Below are 23,806 nucleotides of genomic sequence, written 5' to 3'. Positions count from 1 at the left end.
CTCCCGCCGCAGCTTCACCGACGAGCAGGAATCGACCGCCGGCGCGATGAACTCGGGCGCATCCGGTGTGCCCGGGGAGGCAGGGACCACCGACACGGCGAGTGACGCCGAGGAGGGTGTGCGTCGTCAGATGCGCGACATCTCCGAGGTCGCCGCCGTGGAGGTCATCGTCACCTCGGCCGTCCACCTCATGAGCGCGGCGGCGGTCAAGTGCGGGCTCGCCCACGAGGACCACGCCGAACAGTTGAAGGACCTCGACGAGGCCCGGAAGCTCATCACGGCTCTCGCGGGCTTCGTCACGGCGGCCGCTCCCGAGATCGGCTCGCAGCACGCCGGACCGTTGCGCGACGGGCTGCGGTCGCTGCAGCTCGCCTTCCGCGAAGCATCGATCATCCCGGACCCTCCGGGCAAGGGCCCGGGCGAGAAGTACACCGGCCCCGTCAACTGACCAGTCAGTAGGGCCCTCGCGGGACGGAACCGGTGCCGCGACGGCGGCAGCGGAAGCCCTAGCGGGACGCCGGGGCCGCGTCGCTCACCGCGCGCCGGCCGTGCGCAGCCTGCACCGTCAGCCCCACGACGCCGATCAGCGCGGAGACGACGGCCACGGCGGTGAAGCCGCCCCAGGGACCGGTGAGGTCGATGAGGAAGCCCGCGACCGGCGCGCCCAGCGCGACGCCCGAGGTCAGTGCCGATCCGTACCAGCCCATGGCCTCTCCCCGGCGGTCCTCCGACACCAGCTCCGCCACCTTCTCCGACGCCGCCGACAGCACGGGTGCGCACAGCAACCCGGCGGGAATCGTCAGGAGGGCGAGGGCGAGCGTCGTCTCTGCGAAGCCCAGCGGCAGGGTCAGCAGTGCCATGCCCAGGAGCAGCAGGGACGGCGGGACAGGACGGTGGAGCGCCCCGTACACCAGGCCACCCACCACGGACGCCGCACACCATGCCACGAACACGAGCCCCAGCTGGCCCTCGTTGCCGTTCAGCTCGAGCGTGGCGACGATCCCCACCTCCGACCCCGAGAGCACCAGCCCCGCGCCTGCGGCGATGACCATGACGAGCACGAGCGACGGCGTCAGCCACGGGAAGGCCTGCCTGACGCCGCGGCGGAGCAGGGACGCCCTGGGGCGGTGGTCGGGGTCACCCGGGCCGATCAGGTCCGCTGCAGCCTCCCCCACTCCTGCGGGTGCCGCAGCGGCGAGGGTCACGGCCTCGGCGGATCGGTCGGAGCGCGTCGGCGGGTTGAACCACATGAGGAAGATGCCCGCGGTGGCTGTCGCGAGGCCTACGAGGGTCAGACCCAGCACCGTGGAGATCTGCGTCGCGAGCACCACGCCGACCGCCGGGCCCGCCATGAAGATCACCTCGGTGGAGATGGCGTCGAGCGTGAAGGCCGTGCGTCGCTGATCGCCGTCCACGAGGACGCCCAGCGCCTGGCGGATCACGGAGAAGGCGGGCAGCGTGAACAGCCCGCCGATCAGCGCCGCGACGAGCAACCACTGGTAGGACAGGTGCGGCGCGATGGACCAGATGGCCGCCTCGGCCACCACGGACGGGATCAGCGCACGTCGCAGACCGACGGTGTCGATCCGTCGGCCGCGCCACGGGGCGCCGACGGCGATCCCGATCGTCACGACCGCGGCGACAGCGCCGGCCTCCGCATACCCCCGGTCGAGGGTCTGCACCACGTGCAGCGTGAGCAGCACACCGGCTGCCGAGTGGGGGAAGCGGGCGATCATGCCGACGAGCAGCAGCATGCGGACGGGCCGCACGCGGAGCAGCTCTCGGTACACGGCGAAATTCACGGGCGTTCTTCCTTGCCGACCCTCGTCAGCGCATGAGTTTGATGTCGAGCGAATCGACGCGTTCCACGAACGCGGGGAGGCCCAGCAGCCTGGCCCGCAGCGACGTCACGGCAGTCTTCACCTGGTCGGCGGACAAGCCCTCCCGGAGCCGCACGTCCATCCGCAGCTCGGGGCCCGGGCCGCCACCGGAGGCAATGCTACCGTCGGCGGCGCGGGTGAGGACGCCGGCGCCCGGTCGCAGTTCGAGCCCGACGACGAACTCCTCCCCGACGGCGACGTCACCCACGAGGGAGGCAAGTCCCTCGTCCTCGTAGGACGGAAGCCACGCGGTCCCCTGCGCGAGCGCCCACACGGCCGGACGGCGGAGGACGAACGTCACCTCGGCACCGGGATCGAGCACCAGGAGTTCCGCCTGCTCGGCGGCGGCCGCAAGAGCCGCGCGAGGGGCGACGACAGCGACGGGCCGCGCGGTCGGGTGCCACGACGCGAGCCGCGCGGTCGAGGAGAACACGGGCAGCGCCGCCCGCCCGTCGGGCGCCGTCAGCGTGACCAGCGCCATGTCGGCTTCCTTGTCGGCCGTCAGGCCGTCGTCGGTCTCCACGGCCGCAGCCACCTGCGCGACGATCGGGATGAAGACCCTGGCGCTCCCGAGGGCCGCGAAGACGGCTCGCTCCCGTGGGCCGGGTTGACCCGGCGTCCCGAGCAGCGCCGCGACGGCGGTGACGAGACCGGCGTCGGGTGAGCCGTCGTCGTCGTCGAACACGTGCAACGGGTTCCTGTCCCCCGAGAGGTCGCGGTCGGCCCACGGCCTCCCGGCCGAGTCCGCCGCGTTGCCCTCGAGCGCCGCCCGGATGTGTGCCGGGAGCTGCCGACCGCTCACTCGTCGGTGCCGGGCAGCCCCGCGACGTCGAGCGCCTGCGGCAGCGTGAACGCTCCGGCGTAGAGCGCCTTGCCGACGATCGCGCCCTCGAGGCCGAGCGGCACCAGCTCGCGCAGGGCGGCGATGTCGTCGAGGCTGCTGATGCCACCCGATGCGACCACGGGCCGCATCGTCCTGGCGAGGACCTCGCGCAGCAGGTCGATGTTCGGACCCTTCAGCGTGCCGTCCTTCGTGACGTCTGTGACGACGTACCGGGCACACCCGGCGTCCTCGAGGCGCTGCAGCACCTCCCAGAGGTCACCGCCCTCCTCGGTCCAGCCGCGCGCGGCGAGGGTGGTCCCCCGGACGTCGAGCCCGACGGCGACGGCGTCACCGAAGCGCGCAATGACCCGCTCGGTCCACTCCGGGTTCTCGAGTGCAGCCGTGCCCAGGTTGACGCGGGTGGCTCCGAGCTCGAGCGCGGCCTCGAGCGAGACGTCGTCGCGGATGCCCCCGGAGAGTTCCACCTTGATGTCGAGGTGCTTCACGACGCGCTCGAGGAGGTCCCGGTTGGAACCGCGACCGAACGCCGCGTCCAGGTCCACGAGGTGCACCCACTCCGCGCCGGCCTCCTGCCAGGCGAGGGCGGCGTCCAGGGGGTCCCCGTAGCTGGTCTCGCTGCCCGCCTCACCCTGCACCAGGCGGACGGCCTGGCCGTCGGCGACATCGACGGCGGGCAGGAGTTCGAGCGAGGGGGATTCGGCGAAGGGGCTCATGGGGCTGCTTTCTGCGGGGACGGAACGGGCCGAGGGTCGACGTCGGTCGGGGAGGTTCGCGGTCGGTCGTGGTCACGGGGCGGACCGGTGGTGACCGGTGGTGATCCGGGTGGGACGAGTGCGTGCGAGGGTGTCACGCCTGGAGGGTGAACAGGTAGGCGGCGAGCAGGGAGAGGCCCGCGAGGACGAGGAAGGCGATCCAGACCCAGCGTGGGAATTCCTGACCGCGGAGTGAGAACGCTCCGCCGATCAACAGCCCGGCGACTCCCATCAGGACCAGGCTCAGCATCCGATCACCGCAGGCTGCCGATCCAGTTGCGCAGGAGCTGGGCCCCGGCGTCGCCGGACTTCTCCGGATGGAACTGCGTCGCGGCCAGCGGACCGTTCTCCACGGCTGCGATGAAGGGGCCGCCGTGGCGCGACCAGGTGACTTGCGGAGGTTTCATCGCGGGCTGGGTCACGTCGAAGGACCAGTCCTGCACACCGTAGGAGTGCACGAAGTAGAAGCGCTCGTCCTCGAGCCCGTCGAAGAGTACCGACCCGGCGGGTGGCTCCACGGTGTTCCATCCCATGTGGGGCACCACGTCGGCCTTGAGCCGTTCGACGGTACCCGGCCACTCGCCCATGCCGGGCGTGCGCACACCGTGCTCCACACCCTCGTCGAAGAGCACCTGCAGGCCCACGCAGATGCCGAGCACGGGCCGTCCACCGGCGACGCGCCGCCCGATCATGCGGAGGGCGTCGACGTCCTTCAGGCCCTTCATCACCGCCTCGAAAGCGCCGACACCCGGCACGAGGAGCCCGTCGGCGTTGAGGACGTCGTCCGGCTTGGCGCTGAGGACGACCTCCGCCCCGACGTGTTCGAGCGCCCGCACCACGGAGCGGACGTTGCCCGAGCCGTAGTCGAGGACGGTCACCGTGCGTGAGGTCACAGCGATCCCTTCGTCGACGGGATGCCCGTGACCCGCGGATCGGGCTCGACAGCCGCGCGCAGCGCCCGCGCGAGCGCCTTGAACTGCGCTTCGACGATGTGGTGCGGGTCGCGTCCGGCGATCACGGTGACGTGCAGGCAGATCCCGGCGTGCAGGGCGATGGCCTCGAACACGTGGCGCGTGAGCGACCCGGTGAAGTGGCCTCCGACCAGGTGGTACTCCTGCCCGGCGGGCTCACCCCCGTGGACCAGGTAGGGGCGTCCGGAGATGTCGACGACGGCCTGGGCGAGCGCCTCGTCGAGAGGCACGGTGGCTTCCCCGAAGCGACGGATACCGGCCTTGCTGCCGAGTGCCTGCCTCAGCGCCTCACCGATGGCGATGGCGGTGTCCTCGACCGTGTGGTGGACGTCGATGTGCGTGTCACCGCTCGATTTGATGGTGAGGTCGATCAGGGAGTGCTTGGACAGAGCCGTGAGCATGTGGTCGTAGAACGGCACGGTGGTGTCGATCGACGAGACTCCGGTGCCGTCGAGGTCAAGCTCGACGAGCACGCTGGACTCGCTGGTGACGCGCTCGATGCGTGCCGTACGAGTGCCGGAGGCAGTGACTGTCATGACATCCCTTCGAAGGATCGATGATCAGGGGGTGTGGTGGGCCTTCGCCCAGGACCGCGGATCGCGCGGACCCGCCGAACCAGTCTAGAAGACGTGCGCGCCGGGCACGGTGGCCTGGTCGCGCTCGAGGAGTCCGGAGAGCACCCGGAGGAAGACGGTGGTCTCCTCCTCCGTGCCGGCCGTCACCCGCAGTGAACCGGCGATCCCGACGTCGCGGATCAGGACGCCCGCCTCGAGGAGACCCTCCCAGATCCGGCGGGGATCCTCGAGGCCCGAGAAGAACACGAAGTTCGCATCCGACGGCGCAGGAGTGAGGCCCAGATCGGTCAGTTCGCGGACGATGCGGTCCCGCTGCACCTTGATCGCCTCGACGTTGGCCAGGAGGGTGTCGGCGTGCGTGAGGGCCGCGTTCGCCGCCGCCTGCGTGAGGGCGGACAGGTGGTACGGGAGCCGCACCAACCGGAGGGCGTCCGTCACCTCGGGGGCCGCCGCGAGATACCCGAGCCTCGCGCCCGCCATCGCGAAGGCCTTGCTCATGGTGCGCGAAACCATCAGGCGCGGCCGGCCGGGCAACAGGGTCAGCGCACTCGGGGTGCCCTGCTGGAGGAATTCGCCGTAGGCCTCGTCGACGATGATCATCGCCCTGGCCGCCTCACCCGCTGCATAGGCCGCCTCGATCACGTCGAGACCAAGGGCCGTCCCCGTGGGGTTGTTGGGTGAGCAGAGGAACACCACGTTCGCGCCCGACTCCGTGACCGCCCGCGCCGTGGACTCGGGGTCCATCGCGAAGGCCGCTCCGCGCTCCGCGGTCACGTAGCGCGTCCCCGTGCCGCTGGCGAGCAGCGGATACATGGAGTAGGTGGGCGGGAAGCCGATGGCCGTGCGTCCGGGACCGCCGAAGGCCTGCAGTATCTGCTGGAGCACTTCGTTCGAGCCGTTGGCCGCCCAGAGCTGGTCGGGCGTCAACCCGTGACCCAGGTACGCGGCGAGGTTCGCGCGAAGTTCCGAGAACTCGCGGTCCGGGTACCGGTTCAACCCGCCGGTGGCGTCCGACACGGCGGCCACGATGGCCTGGTGGACGTCGGCGGGGACACGGTGCGTGTTCTCGTTGACGTTCAGGAGGATGGGGACGTCGAGCTGGGGCGCACCGTAAGGGTGCTGCCCTACGAGGTCGTCGCGGAGGGGCAGGCTCGCAAGGGCGTCGGCAGAGGAAGGCACCTGCCGAGTTTAGCCCTGGACGGGTACCGAGATGCTCTGTCCGGCTTGCACCACGGAGGTCCGCAGGTTGTTGAGCTCGACGATCTCGGCGACGACATCCCGCGTATCGCGATCAGGCGCATAGGACGAGGCGAGGCCCCAGAGTGTCTCCCCCGCCGCGATGGTCACGTCGATGGTCGGCGCTGCCTGCGACGGCCCGTCCCCTGCCTGGGCCTGGGACGTCAGGAACGCCCCGAGCAGGATGAGCATCGCGACGATCAGGGTGATCGGCAGCCCGACGAGGAGGAGACGCCCGCGGCGGGTCAAGGTGATGCGATCGGGTACGGCGGCGGGCGTGTGGACGCGCTCGGCGCCGGCCGACGTCCGGGGACGGGCGACGGTGGGCACGATGACGCCACGATCGACGATGGACGCCGTGGAGCTGCCCTGCAGAACCAGTGCTTCGGTCATGACCTGCCTCTTCCCTTCGAACGGTCCGTCCGGGATCTGATCCCGAATCGAACATGCGTACTAATACTCCTGAGTCCTTTCTAGCACTGAGGAACGATGCGTGTCGAGACTCGCTCGAACATATGTTTGAAAACAAGCATCGACTCGCCTAGCGTGGCGTGAAGGACCGACGACCGTTATTCCTTGTCCCCTCGGGGACCCGGGCTTCCGATCTAGGTCCAGACAATCACCCGCCACCGACAGAATCGCTCCCGCGGTCCGGACGGTCCGGCGGGGGAACCCAGATCTGGACGAAGGGCATGCGCGTGGCGGAAGCAGCACCGGCAGACCGGCAGGAATCGAACACAGCGAGCAGTCCGCGCGCGGTTCCCGGGCCGGCCGGTCGTGGTCGTCCCCGCGGGCGGTCGGTGTCCAAGGGCCTGACGCCGCGGCAACTGACGATCCTGGAGACCATCCAGCGGTCCATCTCGGACAAGGGCTACCCGCCGTCGATGCGTGAGATCGGCGACACCGTCGGTCTCGCGAGTCTCTCGAGCGTGACCCATCAGCTGTCCCAGCTGGAGCGCCTCGGCTACCTCCGGCGGGATCCCAAGCGTCCGCGGGCCATGGAGGTCCTCCTCCCGCTCACGCTGACGACCGACGGCGCGTCATCGGACCCGTCGGACGGCGGGGCGGCGTCGAGCGCGGATCAGCAGATCGCGGTGGACACCGCACTGGTACCCCTCGTAGGACGCATCGCGGCTGGTGGGCCGATCCTCGCGGACCAGGTGATCGAGGACGTGATGCCCCTCCCTCGCCAGATCGTCGGGCACGGGGAGCTGTTCATGCTCAAGGTCTCCGGTGACTCCATGGTCGACGCAGCCATCTGCGACGGCGACTGGGTGGTGGTGCGGAAGCAGCAGAGCGCCCAGAACGGGGACATCGTCGCGGCGCTGCTCGACGACGAGGCCACCGTCAAGACCTTCCGCCAGCGTGACGGGCACACCTGGCTGCTCCCCCAGAACACGAGGTACGAACCGATCCTCGGCGACCACGCCAGCATCATGGGCAAGGTCGTCTCGGTGATGCGAGCGCTCTGACGCCGTCAGGCCCTGACCGGCCGTGTCAGCGCCGTCGACGGCGGTCGTCACCGCCCGTCAGGCCGGGTCAGCGTGCGGAGAGCCGCTCGAGGATGCCGGTCACGGTCGCCCGGTCGGTGGTCGCCCAGAAGGGCGGCAGCGCAGCGCGGAGGAACCCGCCGTACCGCGCGGTCGCGAGGCGGCTGTCGAGCACCGCGACCACGCCGCGGTCCTCCGCCGCGCGGATCAGACGACCCGCGCCCTGCGCGAGCCGCACCGCGGCATGCGTCGCCGAGACACTCATGAACCCGTTGCCCCCGTTCCGCGCAACGGCTCGCGTGCGCGCCGTCATGAGCGGATCGTCCGGCCTCGGGAACGGGATGCGGTCTATGATCACCAGCCTGCAGGACGACCCGGGGACGTCCACCCCCTGCCAGAGGGACATCGTCCCGAACAGGCAGGTGTCCGGCTCGTCGGCGAACTGTGTCACGAGGGCGTTGAGCGAGGATTCGCCCTGGCACAGGATCTCGAAGTCCACCTCGGGCCGGAGTGTCTCCGCAGCCTCCTCGGCGGCCCGTTTCGAGGAGAAGAGGCCGAGCGCTCCCCCACGGCTCGCCGTGATGAGCGTGAGGATCTCCGCGAGCTGGGCGTCGGACACCCCCCGCTCCGGCTTCGGCAGGTCCTGTGCCACGTAGAGCACACCCTGCTTGGGGTAGTCGAACGGGCTGCCGACGTCGACCCCGGTCCAGGCCGGGGCACCCGGGCCACTGAGCCCGAGCGATCCCGCGACAGGACCGAACTCGGAACCGATGGCCAGCGTGGCGGAGGTGAGGATCACCGTGTGGTCCTCGAACAGACCCTCGCGCAGGCGACCCGCCACCGAGAGCGGGGCGACGTTGAGGGTGGCCGGTGAGGTCTCGTCCGGCTGGGAGTACCCGGAGCCCGGAGTGAACGTGCTGGGGCGGGAAGCCCACACCACCTCGTTCAGGTCGGCCGCGGCGAGGATCCGCTCGGCGAGTTCGAAGACGAGCGTCACCCGGGCGCGCGCCACCTGCCGCCCGCCGTCGGCGTCGGCCTCCGACTTCCCCTCGGTCTTCGTGTCCGACAGGGCGGCGCGGGAGGCGTCCCGCACCTGCTCCAGGGACTGCGCGAGTTCCTCGGGCAGTCCGCCCGGCAGGAGCCCCGACGGCAGGCGTTCCGAGGCCGCCTCGAAGGCGTCGCCGGCCGTGTCGAGAGCGCCCGTGCTGATGGACGCGTGCCGCCGCAGCGCTGCAGCGGCGGCGGAGACCATCGACGCCGAGAGCTGACCGGACACGGCACCGGTGACGCGGTCGTGCAGCTCGTGGGCCTCGTCGATGACCACGACGTCGTACTCCGGAAGTACGGCGAGCCCCTCGAAGGCACTGATCGCGAGCATCGCGTGGTTGGTGATGATGATGTCGGCGTCCGCCGCCGCCGCGCGCGCCTTCTCGCTGAAGCACTCCTGCGCCACAGGGCAGCGCGCCGCACCGAGGCATTCCATGCTGGACACCGACACCTGTCGCCACGCGCGGTCGCTCACGCCGGGCACGAGGTCGTCGCGGTCGCCCGTCGTCGTCTCCTCGGCCCACTCACGCAACCGCACCACCTCCTGGCCGAGGGCCGAGGCGGGAGCACCGCCGCCCAGCGGCGGGGACGGATGCTGTGCGGCGTCCTCCCCGAGGCTGAACAGCGTTCCCGGGGCGTCCTCCTCCGGGAAGCCGCCGCCGGTCTTGTGGAGGCAGACGTAGTTGGAGCGCCCCTTGAGGAGCGCGACGTCGACCGGGCGGGAGAGCGCCGGGCGGACGGCGTCGAGCAGCCGCGGGAGATCCCGTCCCACGATCTGCGCCTGCAGGGCGAGGGTCGCCGTGGAGACGACCGACGGGCGGTCGCTCTCCATGGCCTGCGCTATCAGCGGCACGAGGTAGGCGAGGGACTTACCGGTTCCCGTGCCGGCCTGGACGAGGAGGTGATCCCCCGAGTCGATCGCCTCACTGACCTGTCGCACCATCTCGTGCTGTCCCGCGCGCATCTCACCGCCCATCGCACCGACGGCGGCGTCGAGCAGTTCGAGGGATCGGCGGGCGTGGGGGGAGGGCACCCCGCCGGCCGCGGTGTCCGGCGCCGCGATCACGGCGCCGGACCGCGTGGACTCACTCATGCCGCAGGTACGGCTCCAGTTCGGCTGCCAGACCCTCACGCACCATCACGTCGAGGCGCGTTCCCTCGTCCACGTGCTCCATGCCGAGGATCTCGGCGTCCTCCTCGTGCAGGCGGCTGACGATCTCCCCGTGCTCGTAGGGGATCATCAGGTCCATCTTCACCCCGGGTCGCGGGATGCTGGTGCTGACCAGTTGGCGCAACTCGGTCAGGCCCTCGCCCGTGCGGGCGGAGACGACGACGGAGCGCGGCTCACGCTGCCGCAGGCGCTCGATGACGAACGGATCGGCTGCATCGGCCTTGTTGAGCACGATGATCTCCGGCACCTTGCGGGCGTCGACCTCCGTCAGCACGGCGCGGACGGCCGCGATCTGCCCTTCGGGGTCCGGGTGGGACGCGTCGACGACGTGCAGGATCAGATCCGCGTCCGCCACTTCCTCGAGCGTGGAACGGAACGCCTCGATCAGCTGCGTCGGGAGTGACCTCACGAAGCCGACGGTGTCGGCCAGCGTGTAGCCGATGCCGTCCGGCGTCTCGGCCCTGCGGATGGTCGGATCAAGAGTCGCGAACAGGGCGTTCTCCACGAGCACGCCCGCGTCCGTCAGCCGGTTCAGCAGCGACGACTTCCCGGCGTTGGTGTACCCGGCGATCGCGACCGAGGGAACCTGGTTCCTCCGTCGGTTGGAGCGCTTCGTCTCGCGGGCAGGTTTCATGCCCGCGATCTCACGACGGAGCTTCGCCATCCGCGTACGGATCTTCCGGCGATCGAGCTCGATCTTCGTCTCACCGGGACCACGGGAACCCATACCGGCGCTGGCGCTACCCACCTGGCCACCGGCCTGCCGGGACATCGACTCGCCCCAGCCACGCAGGCGCGGCAGCAGGTACTCGAGCTGTGCGAGTTCGACCTGCGCCTTGCCCTCGCGGCTCTTGGCATGCTGCGCGAAGATGTCGAGGATCAGGGCCGTGCGGTCGATCACCTTGACCTTCACGATGTCCTCAAGGCCACGTCGTTGCGACGGCGAGAGCTCGCTGTCCACGATCACGGTGTCAGCACCGGTGGCCTGCACGATCGACTTCAGTTCCTGCGCCTTGCCCGAGCCGAGGAACGTGCCCGGATCCGGCTTCAGCCGCCGCTGGACGATCCCGTCCAGGACCTCCGAGCCGGCCGTCTCGGCCAGCGCCGCGAGCTCCTGGAGGGAGTTCTCGGCGTCCTTGGCCGTACCCTCGCTCCAGAGCCCGGCGAGGACGACCCGCTCGAGCCGCAGCTGCCGGTACTCGACCTCGGTGACGTCCTCGAGCTCCGTGGACAGTCCAGCCACGCGCCGGAGGGCGCGCCGCTCGGCGAGGTCCTCCTGGTCGCCGTCGGCGTCGGATGGCGTGTCGTCCCGCGACAGCGCGAGGGCCCGTGACCGCCACGTCTTCTCGATGGGAGCGGCGGACGTCTCCTCGCCCGCTCCCGACTTCTTCACCTTCGCCACAGCAGCTTCATCGCTGGCGAGGATCCGGTCGATTACTGCCTGGATCTCCTCCGGGCCCATGTCGGCTCCGTCGGTTCGTCCGTCATTCGTGGTCATGTTCTCCTTTATGGGATGTCCCCCAATTCTACGTCTGCGTGCCTCCCCTGTGGCAGGTTCTTCTCCCAGCGCGAAACTCCCCGCTCCACGACCGCCCCTAGCGCAGCGGTGCGCGGGGGGAACCGGCCGCCGCACCGCCCGCCAACCGCCCGCCAACCGCCCGCCAACCGCCCGATAGGCTTTCTGCATGGATTCGCAGCACTACTTCACCGCCTCGCCGCAGGGCCCTGCGGTCCGTCGTCCCCTCTCCGTGGTGCTCGCCGGGACACGGCGCGAGCTCGTGACGTCGTCGGGCCTGTTCAGCCCTGACGGCATCGACAAGGGGACGGCGATCCTGCTCGACACCGTCCCGCCGCCGGAGGGCGGCACGCTGCTCGACATCGGCAGCGGGTGGGGACCGATCGCCCTCACCATGGCACTGCTGTCACCCGAGGCGACCGTGTACGCGATCGACGTCAACGAACGCAGCATCGCCCTGACGGCCGAGAACGCCGACCGCCTGGGGCTCCGCACCATCCGCTCGAGCACACCCGACGACGTGGATCCCTCGCTGCAGTTCGACACGATCTGGTCCAACCCGCCCATCCGTATCGGCAAGCAGGAGCTCCACGCCCTGCTGCTGCGCTGGCTCCCCCGCCTGGCCCCGGGTGGTCGCGCGTGGCTGGTGGTGCAGAAGAACCTCGGCGCCGACTCCCTGCTGCGCTGGCTTCAGGAGGAGTTGCCCGCGGGATTCGTGGCGCGCCGGGCGGAGACGTCGAAGTCGTTCCGCGTCCTCGAGGTGCGGCGCCCCGACTGAGTCGTCGGGCGCGAAAGACCCGGGGTTCAGAGGTCGGGGTGGAGCGTTCCCTCGGCCACGAGCACTGCCGGACCGCTCAGTTGCACGTGCTCGCGGCCCTCGGGTCCGGCGAAGAACGCGACGCCGACCGTGCCACCCGGCACGCCGACGAGCCACTGGTCCGGCGCTCCGGCTCCGGCCCAGTACCGGATCGCCGCCGCGGCCGCGCAGGCGCCCGTGCCGCACGAGAGGGTCTCCCCCACGCCCCGCTCGTGGACGCGCATCGTCACGCGGCCCACGCCGTCATCGCCCACCAGCGGCTCCGACGGCACGACCAGCTCGACGTTGGTACCGTGCGGAGGTACCGGCCGGACGATCGGCGCAGTGTGGAGGTTCGCGGTCCCGAGTTCCTCGTACTCCGCGAGGGCGACGACGGTGTGCGGGTTCCCCATGCTGATGGACAGGGCGGGGCGGTCGACGTCGAGCCCCGCGACATCCACGATCGCGTCGGTTCCCCGCGCTGCCGCCGCCTCGGGGTCGATGAGGTCCCATGGACCCATGTCCACCGCGTATCCCTCACCGGACCGCGAGACGCGCTTGACCCCTCCCCGCGTGCCGATCGGGAGCGTGGCGCCGTCGGGCAGGTCGACGAGGCCCTGGGCGATCAGGAAGTGCACGAACACCCTCACACCGTTGCCGCACATCTCCGAGACGGAGCCGTCACCGTTGCGGTAGTCCATGAACCACTCGGCGTCCGGTTCGGTCGGCAGGAGGGCCCGGCCCTCCGGGAGCGCCGTGGAGCGCACCGCGCGGATGAACCCGTCCGCGCCGATACCCAGGTGGCGGTCGCAGGCCCGGGCGACGAACGGCACGTCGAGCGCGAGGGAGCCCTCCGGATCCAGGGTCAGGATGAAGTCGTTGCCCGTCCCGTGGCCCTTGGTGAAGGGCACCCCCGACGGGCGGGAGGACTCGTCGATGGCGCCGGTAGTGGTCATGGGCGGGTCATGGGCTCGTAGGTCACGGTCCTAGCTTAGGTCGGTCCCGCGACGGACCACATCGACGGCCCGCTCCCTGAGATCGGCCGCCTCCCAGTCGAGCCACGCGATCCGCGGGTCGGCGCGGAACCACGTGAGCTGCCTGCGCGCGAAGCGGCGTGTGGCGTCGATGGTGTCCTCCGTGGCCGCCGCCACCGTCATGCTCCCGTCGAGCACCCGCAGGAACTGGGAGTAGCCGAGCGCGCGCGACGCCGTCCGGCCACGCCGGAGCCCTGCCTCCTCCAACCGCGCCACCTCCTCCGCCAGACCGTTGCCCACCATCGCGTGCACGCGCTGTGCGAGGCGTTCGCGAAGGAGCTCCCGGTCCACCGCGAGGCCGATCTGAACCGCGGGCCGGTGGTACTCCCGGCGCGGCATGAAGGAGCTGAAGGGGAGGCCGGTGATCTCGTGGACCTCGAGGGCGCGGACGAGCCGCCGATCGTCCTCGATCCGTGCGGCGGACACGGGGTCGACCGCGTGGAGCCTGCCGCGGAGGACCTCCCGCCCCTCGACGCCGAGCTCGGCCTCGAGGCGGCTCCGTACGCCGGCGTCGGTGGGCGGGAACTCGAGGGTGTCGAGTGCTGCGCGGACGTACAGGCCCGAGCCCCCGACGAGCACCGGCACACGGCCGCGGGACCGGATGTCCTCGAAGACCCGGCGGGCCTGGTCCTGGTACGCGGCGACGCTGGCTTCCTCGGTGACGTCGAGGACGTCCAGGAGGTGGTGCTCGATGCCTTCGCGCTCGGCAGGCGGCAGCTTCGCGGTGCCGATGTCCATGCCCCGGTAGAACTGCAGCGCGTCGGCATTCACGACCTCGCCGTCCAGCCCGCGTGCGATCGCGACGCCGAGGTCGGACTTCCCTGACCCGGTGGGACCGACGACGGCGATGATCGGCTGCGTCACCCGGCGGAACCGCGCACGGGCAGCGGCGGCATGCCCAGCGAGACCGCCCGGGGCGCTCCCGTCGCAGGCGCCGGCGCCCCGCACGAGTCAGCCTGACTTCTGTCCCAGGCATCCCCCGCACGTGAGCGGCGCACCCCGTACTCGGCTGTCGTCGGATCGGACAGCAGATGGAAGGAGGCGGCCTCCGTGACGGGCACCGTGACGAAGTCCCCGGGCCGCGGGATCTCGGCGCCGTCGGGTACGGAGAAGTGCACCAGCCGCTGGTCCTTCGCACGGCCGGTGAGCCGGTGCGTCTCGCCGCCTTTCCGCCCCGGCTGGTCCGTCACGAGCACCTCGACAATGCGGCCCACCTGACGGGCGTTCTCCTCCCGGGCGATGCGGTCCTGCAGGGCGGTCAGACGCTCGAAACGCTCCTGGACCACGGCCTTCGGCAGCTGGTCCGGCAGATCGGCGGCCGGGGTCCCGGGACGTTTGGAGTACTGGAAGGTGAAGGCGGTGGCGAACCGCGACCGTTCTACGACGTCGAGTGTGGCGAGGAAGTCCTCCTCGGTCTCCCCGGGGAAGCCGACGATGATGTCCGTCGAGATCGCCGCGTGCGGCATCCGCTCGCGCACGCGGTCGAGGATCCCGAGGAATCGTGAGGACCGGTAGGAACGGCGCATCGCTTTCAGCACCCGGTCCGATCCCGACTGCAGGGGCATGTGCAACTGGGGCATCACGTTCGGCGTCTCGGCCATAGCGTCGATGACGTCGTCGGTGAAGGCGGCAGGGTGTGGGCTCGTGAAGCGGACGCGCTCGAGGCCCTCGATCGCGCCGCAGGCGCTTAGGAGCTTCGCGAAAGCTCCGCGATCTCCGAACTCCACCCCGTACGAGTTGACGTTCTGACCCAGCAGGGTCACTTCGACGGCGCCGTCGGCGACGAGAGCCTCCACCTCGGCCAGGATCTCACCCGGCCTCCTGTCACGTTCCTTCCCCCGGAGGGAGGGGACGATGCAGAAGGTGCACGTGTTGTTGCACCCCACGGAGATGGACACCCACCCCGCGTACACCGATTCGCGCCTCGTCGGCAGCGTCGAGGGGAACACATCGAGCGACTCGAGGATCTCGAGCTGGGCCTCCTGGTTGTGTCGGGCCCTCTCGAGCAGGGCCGGCAGCGCCCCGATGTTATGGGTGCCGAACACGGCATCCACCCAGGGCGCCTTTTTCAGGATGGTCTCGCGATCCTTCTGTGCGAGGCAGCCGCCCACGGCGATCTGCATCCCGGGGCGGGCCTCCTTGACCGCCTTCAGGATGCCGAGGTTCCCGTAGAGCTTGTTGTCCGCGTTCTCCCGGACGGCGCAGGTGTTGAAGACGACGACGTCCGCCTGGCCTCCCCCGGTGCGCTGCAGGCCCGCACCTTCGAGCAGGCCGGAGATGCGCTCGGAATCGTGCACGTTCATCTGGCACCCGAACGTCCGGACCTCGTAGGTACGTCCGTCGACGGGTGTGGAACCCGTCGGAGCGTCCACGGACACGGGACCTTCATCGAGGACGGTCGACGGCGCGTCGAGCCGGGGGGTCTGGGCGATACTCACGCGATCAAGCGTACGGCGGGCGACACAGGCACCCGCAATCCGCCTGCGTTCCGGCTGCTACTGCTGGTCCGGCTACTGCTACTCGTCCGGCTACTCGGACGCGGCGCCGGCGTCTGCCACGGTCTCCGCCACCACGTCCTTGACGATGGCGAAGGCGGCACCAGGGCTGTAGCCCTTGCGCGCGAGGACCCCCACGAGCCGCCGGATCTCCTTGTCGCGCAGCGAGCGGTCGGAGAGATCGGTCCGCGTCCGGAGCTTACGCACGACGATCTCCCGCGCCTGGTCGTGCTCGTCCTCGTCGGAGATCTGCAGGAGGGCTTCCTCGGCGAGCTCGGGATCTATCCCCTTCTCCGCCAGCTCCCGTCGGATGGACGCCCGGGCGAGCGCCTTCACCGAGGAACGCGTTCTCACCCACAGACGGGCGAACTCCGCGTCGTCGATGAGCTGCACCTCCTCGAAGCGATCGAGGAGTGCCGTCACCACGGACGCGGGAACGTCCCGTTCGGCGAGCTTCTGCCCCAGCTGATGACGGCTCCGCGGACCGAGTGCGAGCTGTCTGAGCATGATCGCTCGACCCTCGGTCGCCCATTCCTCGTCACTTCGGTCCTGCGCGACGCTGTCCGCAACCGTTCCATCGCCTGAGGTGTCGCGGCCACCGATCCGCCCCCGACTCCTGGACGCCGCGCGGCGCGTACCTCGGCCGGAGCCGTCGGCATCGGACGGAGACGTCGCGTCGGAGGCACCGGCGAGGTTGTCCGCGGAGGGCGGCCGTGCCTCGTCGGCGGCTTCGGCCGAGGTGCCGAAGGCCGGCGCGAAGGGGTCGCTGTACGACGACCACTTCCAGGAGCGGCTCCGGCTCGTCCGGGCAGCCCGAGGCCGCCCCCCTACGCTGCTTCCGTCCCGTTCGTCGGCAGAGTCCGGGCCGGGCGAAGGCTCTGTGCGGGACCGTTGTCGGTCGCGGCGTGCGTGTACCGGAGGGCTTTCGGCGTCGCCGTCCGGCTGAGCCCGACCGTTTGGGTCATCGCCATCGAACCGGCCGAAGGAGATTCCCCATCCGGCCGGTTCGGGTGCGGTGTCCGACGGCACAGGTGCTACTCGCCGCCGACCGCTTTCAGCTTCGGCGCTTCCGGCTCCTCGACCTGAACGCCGATGCCCAGCTTCACCCTGATCTTCTGCTCCAGTTCGTCGGCGAGGTCAGGGTTGTCGATGAGGAACTTCCTCGCGTTCTCCTTGCCCTGGCCCAACTGGTCGCCGTCGTAGGTGAACCATGCACCGGACTTCTTGACCAGGGCGTTCTCCACGCCCACGTCGATCAGTCCGCTCTCACGTGAGATCCCGTAGCCGTACAGGATGTCGAACTCGGCCTGCTTGAAGGGCGGCGCCATCTTGTTCTTGACGATCTTGGCGCGGGTGCGGTTACCGATGGGGTTCACACCCTCCTTCAGCGTCTCGATGCGCCGCACGTCGATGCGGACGGAGGCGTAGAACTTCAGCGCCTTACCACCCGTCGTCGTCTCGGGGCTTCCGAAGAACACGCCGATCTTCTCGCGCAACTGGTTGATGAAGATGGCAGTGGTCTTCGTCTGGCTCAGGCGACCGGTGATCTTCCTGAGCGCCTGGCTCATCAGACGGGCCTGCAGACCCACGTGGCTGTCACCCATCTCCCCCTCGATCTCGGCACGCGGCACGAGAGCGGCGACGGAGTCGATGACCACGAGGTCGATGGAGCCGGACCCGATGAGCATGTCCATGATCTCGAGCGCCTGCTCGCCGGTGTCCGGCTGAGAGACGAGCAGGGCGTCCGTATCCACGCCGAGCCGCTTCGCGTACTCGGGATCGAGCGCGTGCTCGGCGTCGATGAAGGCGACGATGCCGCCGTTGCGCTGGGCACTGGCGACCGCGTGCAGTGCCACCGTGGTCTTACCGGAGGACTCCGGCCCGTAGATCTCGACGATCCTGCCCCGCGGGAGGCCACCGATGCCGAGCGCGGCGTCGAGGGCGATGGAGCTCGTCGAGATCGTCTCGATCGGGGCCCTGATCTCGTCCCCGAGACGCATGATCGAGCCCTTGCCGTACTGCTTGTCGATTTGTGCGAGTGCAGCTTCGAGGGCTTTCTCGCGGTCTGGAGCGGCCATTCTTCACCTCGGTCATCCATGGCCAAACGGCCTGTTTACGTGTTCATGACGACTGTATTTGCAGTCGCCGACAGTTTGAGATGCGGCCGCCGCTATGTGCACAAGTGGGGACCACCGCCAGTGTCGATCATACGACAGACCGAACAGGTATTCGATTAATTCGTCCTCCGCGCGCGTGTTGTCGGTGCGTCAGCGGGGCCTCACGTCGCGACCGAGCCACCGCTCGCGCGGCACGTCCTGTACCCGGCAGATCGCCTCCCAGACCGCCTTCGGATCGACACCGGCATCCAGCGCCTCGGCGGCTGTCCGATCCCCCAGACGGTCGACGACGAGATCCCGCGCCAGCGTCCGCGAGTAGCCGGCCCCGAACTCGTCGTCCATCAGCCGCCAGAAGTCACTCGTCCGCATCGTCCATCCCTGTCCTCATCCGTGTCCGTGTCCGTGTCCGTGCCCGAGTCCGGGCCGCTGTCCGGACCCGTGCTCCCTGTCCCCGACCCTGCCCATGTGTCGCTCGTGCTGCCTGCCGGTCGCCCCGCACGCTCCACCCCATCATGGATCCCGGAGCCCGTGCCCGACGGCCACAGGAACGTCGTGCCGTCCGGTACTGGCGGCCCGCGCCCTGAACCCTACAATTGCCCCATGAACTCGAAGTCGAGCACCACAGACGCCGCCCCGGGCCTCCCAGCTCGTCCGGGCGACGACGCGGACACCGATGCCGCGATCGAAGCCCTCGAGCAGCAGCTCAGCATGCTGTGGCGGCGTGCTCGCTCGAACTCCTACAAGGTCGCCCGGCGCGTGCACCCGGACATGGAGCCCGCTGCCTACGGTCTGCTGGTGATCCTGCAGCGGGAGGGCTCCATGCGCCTGACGGACATCGCCGCGAGCGTCGGCGTCGGCAAGCCGTCCGTCAGTCGCCAGATCGCCATGCTCGAGCATCTCGGCCTGGTGCAGAAGGAAGCCGACCCCCTCGACGGCCGTGCGCAGGCGATCTCGCTGACGGCGGCCGGCACGCGTCAGCTCGTCGCGGCCCAGACCGCGCGCAAGCAGGCGTTCCACGAGCTGATGGAGGACTGGGACGTGTCGGACCTGACGCGTCTGGGTACCCTGATCGCCCAGCTCAACAACACGTACACCAAGGACAACTGGTGACGAACGGCAGGAAGGCCCGCCCCGAGGGGCGGGCCTTCCTTGTTCCCGGGGTGTCCCGGACCGGTTCGGTGGACTAGCGGTTCGTCGCCGCGAGCCCCCGACGGAAGTCGTCGTTGAGACCCTCGGTGAACTCGTCCCCGAACTCGCGGGAGAATTCCTGAGGGATGGTGTCCGGGATGGACACGCCTTCTGCTTCTGCCAAGCGGTCGCTGACCTCGCGCAGCATCGAGGAGAGCGGTACCTCGAGTGCACTGCAGATCGACGAGAGGAGTTCGGAGGATGCTTCCTTCTGCCCACGCTCGACCTCGCTGAGGTATCCGAGGGAAACCCTCGCACTGTGCGACACCTCTCGCAGGGTACGGCCCTGGCGCTGGCGGACGTCACGGAGGACGTCGCCGATCTCATGACGTAGAACTACCATCTTGCGCTCCTTGGGCTTGCGTTGTGCGTCCTCCGCCAACCCCACATCACGCCAACGGACCACACCGTTTACGGAGACGGGCTGCTTTGCCATCTGAATCGCCTTGCTCCCTCATAGATGAGGCGCCGCCCGGTGGGCGTGCCTCCTGATGATGACTTGCCCCGTTCGACCTGAGCTTGAGTCGTCAACCCTACCAACGGGCGACTGTCTACATAACTACCCTCGGTGATGGTTTGTTCCCCTGGACAGCTCGGCGAACAGCTCGGTGAGAACCGCCTCCCGCGTCGCGAACCTCACTGCCTGACGGTCGCCGGGGAAGCCGTAGGAGAAGGTGCGCGTCCCCTCGCTCGTGCTCACCGCCGTGAATACGGTGCCTGACGGCTTGCCCTCGTGCGGCCCTGGACCTGCGACACCGGTGGTCGCAACCCCGATGTCCGCCGAGAACAGACGCCGTGCACCATCGGCCATCGCCGCCGCGACCCGAGGGTCGACCGCCCCCGCCGTCTCGAGCAGCTCGGCGTCGACCCCGAGCACCGCCTGCTTGACGGAGAGCTGATAGGCGACCACGCCACCCTGGAGCACGGCGGACGCCCCGGCGACGTCGGCGAGAGCGGACGCGATCAGACCGGCCGTGAGTGATTCCGCGGTGGCGAGGCTGAGGCCGCGTTCGGTCGCGAGCCCGACGACGCGGGCCGCGAGCACCGACGCCGTGCTAGGCGCGACCGTCACCATGACCCGCGGACCGGGCACCGGCGCGGAGCCTGATCGCCTGGACGACGTAGTCGACGCCCGTCACGACGGTGATCACGACGGCGGCGGCCATGACGACGGCGGCGGGCCACCAGGCCCACTCGCCGAGCAACGTCTGCAGCGGGACGAGGAACAGCAGGATGGCGGCCGTCTGCACCACGGTCTTCAGCTTCCCGCCGCGCGAGGCCGGCATGACCCCGTAGCGGATCACGGCGAACCGCAGCAGCGTGATGCCCAGCTCGCGGGCGAGGATCAGGATGGTCACCCACCACCAGAGCTCGCCCAGGACGGACAGCAGCACCAGCGCGGACCCGATGAGCAGCTTGTCCGCGATCGGGTCCGCGATCTTGCCGAAGTCCGTGATCAGTCCGCGGCTCCGCGCGAGGTCGCCGTCGAGCTTGTCCGTGTAGATGGCGATCGCGAAGGTGATCACCGCGAGCCAGCGGAACAGGCCGTCCGCGCCGTCGTCCGCGAGGAGGAACCAGATGAAGAAGGGGACGAGCAGGATGCGGACGACTGTGAGGACGTTCGCGATGTTGAGGACCGGCACTGCCGCGTTCGTGGAGTCGGCCACGCTCATCTCCCGGTCAGGTTCCAGGCGTCGTGCCCGTCGTCGTCGTCCGGATCCGTGCTGGGATCGGCGCCGTCGTGGTAATCGACGGCCTGCGCCCTGGCCGCGAGGTCGTCCGCCACGAGATCGATCGGCGGCCGGACCTCTGCCTGCCGGGGCGCCTCGTCTCCGCGCATGGCGCCCAGGACGGACTCGAGATCGTCCGGCTTGACCAGCACGTCGCGGGCCTTGGACCCCTCGGACGGACCGACGACACCGCGGGATTCCAGCAGGTCCATGAGCCGGCCCGCCTTCGCGAAGCCGACGCGGAGCTTCCGCTGGAGCATCGACGTGGACCCGAACTGCGTGGTCACCACGAGTTCGGTGGCCTGCAGCAGCACGTCGAGATCGTCCCCGATGTCGTCGTCGATCTGCTTCTTCGGCGCCTCCACGGCGACGTCCTCGCGGTACGTCGCCTGGAGCTGTCCCTTCACGTGCTCGACGACCCGGTGGATCTCCGACTCCGTGACCCAGGCCCCCTGCACGCGCATGGGCTTGGAGGCACCCATGGGCAGGAAGAGGGCGTCGCCCTGGCCGATGAGCTTCTCGGCGCCGGGCTGGTCGAGGACCACGCGGGAGTCGGTGACCGAGGACGTCGCGAAGGCCATCCGGGAGGGCACGTTGGCCTTGATGAGCCCGGTCACGACATCGACCGACGGACGCTGGGTGGCGAGCACGAGGTGGATGCCCGCGGCTCGGGCGAGCTGCGTGATGCGGACGATCGAGTCCTCGACGTCGCGCGGGGCGACCATCATGAGGTCGGCCAGCTCGTCCACGATCACCAGCAGGTACGGGTAGGGCCGCACGACGCGCTTGGACCCCTCGGGAGGCACCACCTTGCCGTTGCGCACTGCCTTGTTGAAGTCGTCGATGTGCTTGTAGCCGTAGTTGGCGAGGTCGTCGTAGCGCGTGTCCATCTCGCGGACCACCCACTGCAGCGCCTCCGCGGCCTTCTTCGGATTGGTGATGATCGGGGTGATGAGGTGCGGGACGCCCTCGTAGGCGGTCAGTTCCACGCGCTTCGGATCGACCATGACCATCCGGACCTCGTCCGGCGTGGACCGCATGAGGATCGACGTGATCATCGAGTTCACGAAGGAGGACTTTCCGGCGCCGGTGGCTCCCGCGACGAGCAGGTGCGGCATCTTGGCGAGGTTCGCGACGACGAACCCGCCCTCGACGTCCTTGCCCACACCCATGACCATCGGGTGCTCCGTCTTCCGGGCGTTCCCCGAGCGGAGCACGTCACCGAGTGAGACGGTCTCACGGTCCGTGTTCGGGATCTCGATACCGATGGCGGACTTGCCGGGGATGGGCGAGAGGATCCGGACGTCCGAGGACGCGACGGCGTAGGAGATGTTCTTGGACAGCGCGGTGACGCGCTCCACCTTGGTGCCCGGGGCGAGCTCGATCTCGTACCGCGTGACGGTGGGCCCGCGGGAGAAGCCGGTCACCTTCGCGTCCACGTTGAACTGGTCCATGGTGTGCGTCAGGGCGGCGACGACGGCGTCGTTCGCCTCCGAGCGCTCCTTCGGCGGGGTACCGGCGGGCAGGTAGTCGGACGGGGGCAGGGTGTAGGCGACGTCGCCGGCCAGCTGCAGCTGCTCCGTCCGCTGCGGGATGGGCGTGGGAGGCACCTGCGGCTGCACGGGGGTGGAAGGAACGATGAGTGCCTGGGCGGCAGGCACGACGTCAATGGCCTCGGTGGCGCCCTCGGGGGCGCGGGGCAGCGCGACCGGAGGAGCGACGGGCGCCGCGGCGCGGGCACCCTGCGTCCGCTTCAGTTCCTCGGCTGCGAGCTCCTGCTTCGTCGGACGACGGACGCCCGGCGGCACGGCCGCCTCCGCCTCACGGGCGCGGCGCTCCTCGTCCTCGATGAGCGCCCGCTCGAAGGCCTCGTCGCCCACGTAGCCGTCGATCCCGGACTCGGAACCGGCGTCGTGCGGTGCAGCTGCTGTGTCGCGGCCGAACAGGCGCTTACGGCGTTTCGGCCCCGGCGCCGCACTGGCGCCGTGCGTCTCGTAGAGGTAGCTCTGGTCGTGGTCCTCGTCGTCGCTGCGGTCGCGCCGGCGGGCGGGTCCGCCGGAACCGTCCGCATCCTGACCCATGAGGTGCTCGTAGAGCGTGCGCAGGCGCGAGGGGATGTGTCGGAACGGCGTTGCCGTCACGATCAGCAGGCCGAGCAGCACCAGGAGGCTGAGCAGGAAGGCGACCGGCCAGGCCGTGAGGACGCTGCTCAACGGGCCCGCGACGAGGAATCCGACCACGCCGCCGGCACGCCACAGCGCATCGAGGCCGTCCGACAGGCCGGGAGCGCCGCCCACCAGGTGCGCTATCCCGGAGCCGGCGAAGAGGATGACGAGTTGACCGATGGCGATGCGGTTGTTGCCCCGGTGTCGCTCGGGATACCGGAACAGACGCACGGCTCCGATCACCAGCATGAACGGCAGGAGCAGGGCCATCCAGCCGAACGTGCCGCCCGCGGCTGCATGGACGACGTCGGCGGGTGGGCCCGTCAGTGCCCACCACTCGACGGCGGCGACCGCGAGGGCGAGCAGCATCAGGAAGAATCCGGAACCGTCGCGGCGGAGCTCACGCTCGGGGGCGACGTCGTGACCGAAGGTGCGGACACCCGAGGCGACCACGCGGGCCATGCTCATCCAGACGGCGCGCACGGCCCTCAGGGGGAAGGCGAGGCGCTCCTCGTGCTGGGGCTCCGGCGTCACCGGGGCCTGCCGTGTCTTCGTGACCGCGCGGCCCGCGGCCTTCGCAGGAGCCTTGCCACGCGAGGGCGTCGAAGCGGCCGAGGCTCCCCTGCCGCGGGTCTGCTGCTGGCCCCGCGGGGCGGGGGACGTTCGAGTGGCCATGATCCTCACGGTACCCGACAGGTCTGGCGCGACGCCGGATTCCCGCACCCGCCCGATCGGGAACGGGTAGCGCTACCGGCCTGCGGAGCGGGCGACTCCGGGCCGCGTGCGAGAGCCATACAGT

Annotated in this window: 24 protein-coding genes; 4 read left to right on the top strand and 20 right to left on the bottom strand. The window is 70.0% G+C overall.

Translation table 11 applies throughout. From position 1 onward, the window contains the following. Positions 1–130 precede the first annotated feature (130 nt). Entirely contained in the window at positions 131–448 is a 318-nt protein-coding gene (locus AC4D16_RS12030) for a DUF1844 domain-containing protein (RefSeq protein WP_490955203.1), read from the top strand. Positions 449–506: 58 nt separating this feature from the next. Here the strand turns inward: AC4D16_RS12030 and AC4D16_RS12025 are convergent, their stop codons facing one another. The 8 genes from AC4D16_RS12025 to AC4D16_RS11990 all read right to left on the bottom strand — a co-directional run bounded on the left by AC4D16_RS12025 (position 507) and on the right by AC4D16_RS11990 (position 6,651). Then, positions 507–1,802: an MFS transporter gene (locus AC4D16_RS12025; RefSeq protein ID WP_490950793.1), complete on the bottom strand. Its 1,296-nt coding sequence runs from the start codon at positions 1,800–1,802 to the stop codon at positions 507–509. A gap of 25 nt (positions 1,803–1,827) precedes the next feature. Next, positions 1,828–2,682, bottom strand: a complete 855-nt coding sequence (locus AC4D16_RS12020; RefSeq protein WP_490950792.1) for an SseB family protein — start codon at positions 2,680–2,682, stop codon at positions 1,828–1,830. Beyond that, complete coding sequence (priA, locus tag AC4D16_RS12015; RefSeq protein WP_490950791.1) at positions 2,679–3,437, bottom strand: bifunctional 1-(5-phosphoribosyl)-5-((5-phosphoribosylamino)methylideneamino)imidazole-4-carboxamide isomerase/phosphoribosylanthranilate isomerase PriA; 759 nt, start codon at positions 3,435–3,437, stop codon at positions 2,679–2,681. The genes AC4D16_RS12020 and priA overlap by 4 nt, the downstream gene beginning before the upstream one ends. Before the next feature lie 133 nt (positions 3,438–3,570). After that, a complete protein-coding gene (locus AC4D16_RS12010; RefSeq protein WP_490950790.1) occupies positions 3,571–3,726 on the bottom strand; it encodes a hypothetical protein in 156 nt (51 codons plus the stop codon). Positions 3,727–3,730: 4 nt separating this feature from the next. Beyond that, complete coding sequence (gene hisH / locus AC4D16_RS12005) at positions 3,731–4,369, bottom strand: imidazole glycerol phosphate synthase subunit HisH (RefSeq protein ID WP_490950789.1); 639 nt, start codon at positions 4,367–4,369, stop codon at positions 3,731–3,733. After that, positions 4,366–4,983, bottom strand: coding sequence for an imidazoleglycerol-phosphate dehydratase HisB (gene hisB / locus AC4D16_RS12000; protein WP_490950788.1), 618 nt, complete (start codon positions 4,981–4,983; stop codon positions 4,366–4,368). Before hisB ends, hisH begins: the two co-directional genes overlap by 4 nt. Positions 4,984–5,067: 84 nt before the next feature. After that, the gene (locus AC4D16_RS11995) at positions 5,068–6,201 is read right to left on the bottom strand and encodes a histidinol-phosphate transaminase (RefSeq protein WP_490955153.1); all 1,134 of its coding nucleotides are present in this window, start codon (positions 6,199–6,201) and stop codon (positions 5,068–5,070) included. Between the two features lie 9 nt (positions 6,202–6,210). Continuing rightward, positions 6,211–6,651: a LysM peptidoglycan-binding domain-containing protein gene (locus tag AC4D16_RS11990; RefSeq protein ID WP_490955152.1), complete on the bottom strand. Its 441-nt coding sequence runs from the start codon at positions 6,649–6,651 to the stop codon at positions 6,211–6,213. A 407-nt stretch (positions 6,652–7,058) separates the two neighbouring features. On the opposite strand from AC4D16_RS11990, the gene lexA reads away from it, so the two are divergent. Then, entirely contained in the window at positions 7,059–7,730 is a 672-nt protein-coding gene (lexA, locus tag AC4D16_RS11985; RefSeq protein ID WP_490950785.1) for a transcriptional repressor LexA, read from the top strand. Between the two features lie 67 nt (positions 7,731–7,797). On the opposite strand, the gene AC4D16_RS11980 is transcribed toward lexA, so the two are convergent. Together AC4D16_RS11980 and hflX are read right to left on the bottom strand one after the other, a co-directional pair. Further along, on the bottom strand, positions 7,798–9,888 hold the full coding sequence (locus AC4D16_RS11980; RefSeq protein ID WP_490955151.1) for an ATP-dependent DNA helicase: 2,091 nt from the start codon (positions 9,886–9,888) through the stop codon (positions 7,798–7,800). Next, the gene (gene hflX, locus AC4D16_RS11975) at positions 9,881–11,464 is read right to left on the bottom strand and encodes a GTPase HflX (RefSeq protein ID WP_490955150.1); all 1,584 of its coding nucleotides are present in this window, start codon (positions 11,462–11,464) and stop codon (positions 9,881–9,883) included. The genes AC4D16_RS11980 and hflX overlap by 8 nt, the downstream gene beginning before the upstream one ends. A gap of 187 nt (positions 11,465–11,651) precedes the next feature. Here hflX and AC4D16_RS11970 point away from each other — a divergent pair, with 187 nt between their 5' ends. Beyond that, positions 11,652–12,260: a class I SAM-dependent methyltransferase gene (locus tag AC4D16_RS11970; protein WP_490955149.1), complete on the top strand. Its 609-nt coding sequence runs from the start codon at positions 11,652–11,654 to the stop codon at positions 12,258–12,260. Between the two features lie 26 nt (positions 12,261–12,286). Here the strand turns inward: AC4D16_RS11970 and dapF are convergent, their stop codons facing one another. From dapF to AC4D16_RS11940, 6 genes are all read right to left on the bottom strand, one after another. After that, a complete protein-coding gene (dapF, locus tag AC4D16_RS11965; protein ID WP_490955148.1) occupies positions 12,287–13,234 on the bottom strand; it encodes a diaminopimelate epimerase in 948 nt (315 codons plus the stop codon). Between the two features lie 30 nt (positions 13,235–13,264). Next, on the bottom strand, positions 13,265–14,176 hold the full coding sequence (gene miaA, locus AC4D16_RS11960; RefSeq protein ID WP_490955147.1) for a tRNA (adenosine(37)-N6)-dimethylallyltransferase MiaA: 912 nt from the start codon (positions 14,174–14,176) through the stop codon (positions 13,265–13,267). Next, a complete protein-coding gene (gene miaB / locus AC4D16_RS11955; protein WP_490955202.1) occupies positions 14,173–15,690 on the bottom strand; it encodes a tRNA (N6-isopentenyl adenosine(37)-C2)-methylthiotransferase MiaB in 1,518 nt (505 codons plus the stop codon). The genes miaA and miaB overlap by 4 nt, the downstream gene beginning before the upstream one ends. Positions 15,691–15,840: 150 nt before the next feature. Beyond that, positions 15,841–16,314 (bottom strand): regulatory protein RecX, encoded by a 474-nt coding sequence (locus tag AC4D16_RS11950; protein ID WP_490955146.1) that lies wholly within the window; start codon positions 16,312–16,314, stop codon positions 15,841–15,843. A 527-nt stretch (positions 16,315–16,841) separates the two neighbouring features. Then, positions 16,842–17,885 (bottom strand): recombinase RecA, encoded by a 1,044-nt coding sequence (gene recA, locus AC4D16_RS11945; protein WP_490950778.1) that lies wholly within the window; start codon positions 17,883–17,885, stop codon positions 16,842–16,844. 189 nt (positions 17,886–18,074) lie between these two features. Then, positions 18,075–18,293 (bottom strand): DUF3046 domain-containing protein, encoded by a 219-nt coding sequence (locus tag AC4D16_RS11940; protein ID WP_490950777.1) that lies wholly within the window; start codon positions 18,291–18,293, stop codon positions 18,075–18,077. 231 nt (positions 18,294–18,524) lie between these two features. Here AC4D16_RS11940 and AC4D16_RS11935 point away from each other — a divergent pair, with 231 nt between their 5' ends. Continuing rightward, positions 18,525–19,034 carry a MarR family winged helix-turn-helix transcriptional regulator gene (locus AC4D16_RS11935; RefSeq protein ID WP_490955145.1) on the top strand — a complete coding sequence of 170 codons (510 nt, stop codon included), beginning with the start codon at positions 18,525–18,527 and terminating at the stop codon, positions 19,032–19,034. A 73-nt stretch (positions 19,035–19,107) separates the two neighbouring features. On the opposite strand, the gene AC4D16_RS11930 is transcribed toward AC4D16_RS11935, so the two are convergent. From AC4D16_RS11930 to AC4D16_RS11915, 4 genes are all read right to left on the bottom strand, one after another. Beyond that, positions 19,108–19,548 (bottom strand): helix-turn-helix domain-containing protein, encoded by a 441-nt coding sequence (locus AC4D16_RS11930; protein ID WP_490950775.1) that lies wholly within the window; start codon positions 19,546–19,548, stop codon positions 19,108–19,110. Positions 19,549–19,671: 123 nt separating this feature from the next. Then, entirely contained in the window at positions 19,672–20,157 is a 486-nt protein-coding gene (locus AC4D16_RS11925; RefSeq protein WP_490950774.1) for a CinA family protein, read from the bottom strand. 10 nt (positions 20,158–20,167) lie between these two features. Continuing rightward, entirely contained in the window at positions 20,168–20,785 is a 618-nt protein-coding gene (gene pgsA, locus AC4D16_RS11920) for a CDP-diacylglycerol--glycerol-3-phosphate 3-phosphatidyltransferase (RefSeq protein WP_490955144.1), read from the bottom strand. Then, a complete protein-coding gene (locus AC4D16_RS11915; RefSeq protein WP_490955143.1) occupies positions 20,782–23,682 on the bottom strand; it encodes an FtsK/SpoIIIE family DNA translocase in 2,901 nt (966 codons plus the stop codon). Before AC4D16_RS11915 ends, pgsA begins: the two co-directional genes overlap by 4 nt. Positions 23,683–23,806 lie beyond the last annotated feature (124 nt).

This window comes from Arthrobacter sp. TJ-236 (genome assembly GCF_058269235.1).
This window is presented reverse-complemented; position numbering and strand designations above follow the sequence as displayed.

What these genes read in the sequence shown, in the direction of transcription:
- AC4D16_RS11930 (WP_490950775.1), bottom strand. Translation starts at nt 19,548, where the DNA reads ATGGCAAAGCAGCCCGTCTCCGTAAACGGTGTGGTCCGTTGGCGTGAT.
- AC4D16_RS11915 (WP_490955143.1), bottom strand. Translation starts at nt 23,682, where the DNA reads ATGGCCACTCGAACGTCCCCCGCCCCGCGGGGCCAGCAGCAGACCCGC.
- hisB (WP_490950788.1), bottom strand. Translation starts at nt 4,983, where the DNA reads ATGACAGTCACTGCCTCCGGCACTCGTACGGCACGCATCGAGCGCGTC.
- AC4D16_RS11970 (WP_490955149.1), top strand. Translation starts at nt 11,652, where the DNA reads ATGGATTCGCAGCACTACTTCACCGCCTCGCCGCAGGGCCCTGCGGTC.
- pgsA (WP_490955144.1), bottom strand. Translation starts at nt 20,785, where the DNA reads ATGAGCGTGGCCGACTCCACGAACGCGGCAGTGCCGGTCCTCAACATC.
- AC4D16_RS11950 (WP_490955146.1), bottom strand. Translation starts at nt 16,314, where the DNA reads ATGCTCAGACAGCTCGCACTCGGTCCGCGGAGCCGTCATCAGCTGGGG.
- dapF (WP_490955148.1), bottom strand. Translation starts at nt 13,234, where the DNA reads ATGACCACTACCGGCGCCATCGACGAGTCCTCCCGCCCGTCGGGGGTG.
- recA (WP_490950778.1), bottom strand. Translation starts at nt 17,885, where the DNA reads ATGGCCGCTCCAGACCGCGAGAAAGCCCTCGAAGCTGCACTCGCACAA.
- AC4D16_RS11990 (WP_490955152.1), bottom strand. Translation starts at nt 6,651, where the DNA reads ATGACCGAAGCACTGGTTCTGCAGGGCAGCTCCACGGCGTCCATCGTC.
- hflX (WP_490955150.1), bottom strand. Translation starts at nt 11,464, where the DNA reads ATGACCACGAATGACGGACGAACCGACGGAGCCGACATGGGCCCGGAG.
- AC4D16_RS12010 (WP_490950790.1), bottom strand. Translation starts at nt 3,726, where the DNA reads ATGCTGAGCCTGGTCCTGATGGGAGTCGCCGGGCTGTTGATCGGCGGA.
- AC4D16_RS11935 (WP_490955145.1), top strand. Translation starts at nt 18,525, where the DNA reads ATGAACTCGAAGTCGAGCACCACAGACGCCGCCCCGGGCCTCCCAGCT.
- AC4D16_RS12030 (WP_490955203.1), top strand. Translation starts at nt 131, where the DNA reads ATGCGCGACATCTCCGAGGTCGCCGCCGTGGAGGTCATCGTCACCTCG.
- AC4D16_RS11940 (WP_490950777.1), bottom strand. Translation starts at nt 18,293, where the DNA reads ATGCGGACGAGTGACTTCTGGCGGCTGATGGACGACGAGTTCGGGGCC.
- AC4D16_RS11980 (WP_490955151.1), bottom strand. Translation starts at nt 9,888, where the DNA reads ATGAGTGAGTCCACGCGGTCCGGCGCCGTGATCGCGGCGCCGGACACC.
- priA (WP_490950791.1), bottom strand. Translation starts at nt 3,437, where the DNA reads ATGAGCCCCTTCGCCGAATCCCCCTCGCTCGAACTCCTGCCCGCCGTC.